This is a genomic window from Corallococcus aberystwythensis (assembly GCF_003612165.1).
Taxonomy (GTDB): domain Bacteria; phylum Myxococcota; class Myxococcia; order Myxococcales; family Myxococcaceae; genus Corallococcus; species Corallococcus aberystwythensis.
The window spans coordinates 1-421 of sequence record NZ_RAWK01000590.1 but is presented as its reverse complement, the minus strand read 5'-3'; the positions used below and the strand labels follow the sequence as shown (position 1 = coordinate 421).

Below are 421 nucleotides of genomic sequence, written 5' to 3'. Positions count from 1 at the left end.
ATCGAAAAATATGGCAAAGAAAATATCAAAGTGTACACTTCAAGCTTTACCTCGATGTATACAGCCATCACAGACCACCGCGAACCTTGTCGAATGAAATTAATTTGCGAAGGGAAGACAGAGCGCGTCATTGGCTTGCACGGGATTGGTTACGGTGTGGACGAAATGATTCAAGGATTCGCTGTTGCTATTAATATGGGCGCAACAAAAGCCGATTTCGACAATACAGTCGCTATCCACCCAACAGGATCCGAAGAATTTGTTACAATGAAATAGAAAACAACGATGGAGGAGGAAGTACGTAATGGGAAAAAAATTATCACTTTATTTTGTAAGACATGGTCAAACCTACTTAAACAAAAATTTGCGCATGCAAGGCTGGGCTGATACGCCACTGACACCAGAAGGAATTGAAATAGTA

Annotated in this window: 2 protein-coding genes; both read left to right on the top strand. The window is 41.1% G+C overall.

Features of this window, described 5'->3' with window-relative positions:
* A partial coding sequence (locus D7W81_RS44540) for an oxidoreductase dimerization domain-containing protein (RefSeq protein ID WP_497747195.1) occupies nt 1-276 on the top strand: 276 nt, incomplete at its 5' end.
* A 28-nt stretch (nt 277-304) separates the two neighbouring features.
* On the top strand, nt 305-421 hold a 117-nt coding region (locus tag D7W81_RS44535), incomplete at its 3' end, for a phosphoglycerate mutase family protein (protein ID WP_147445863.1).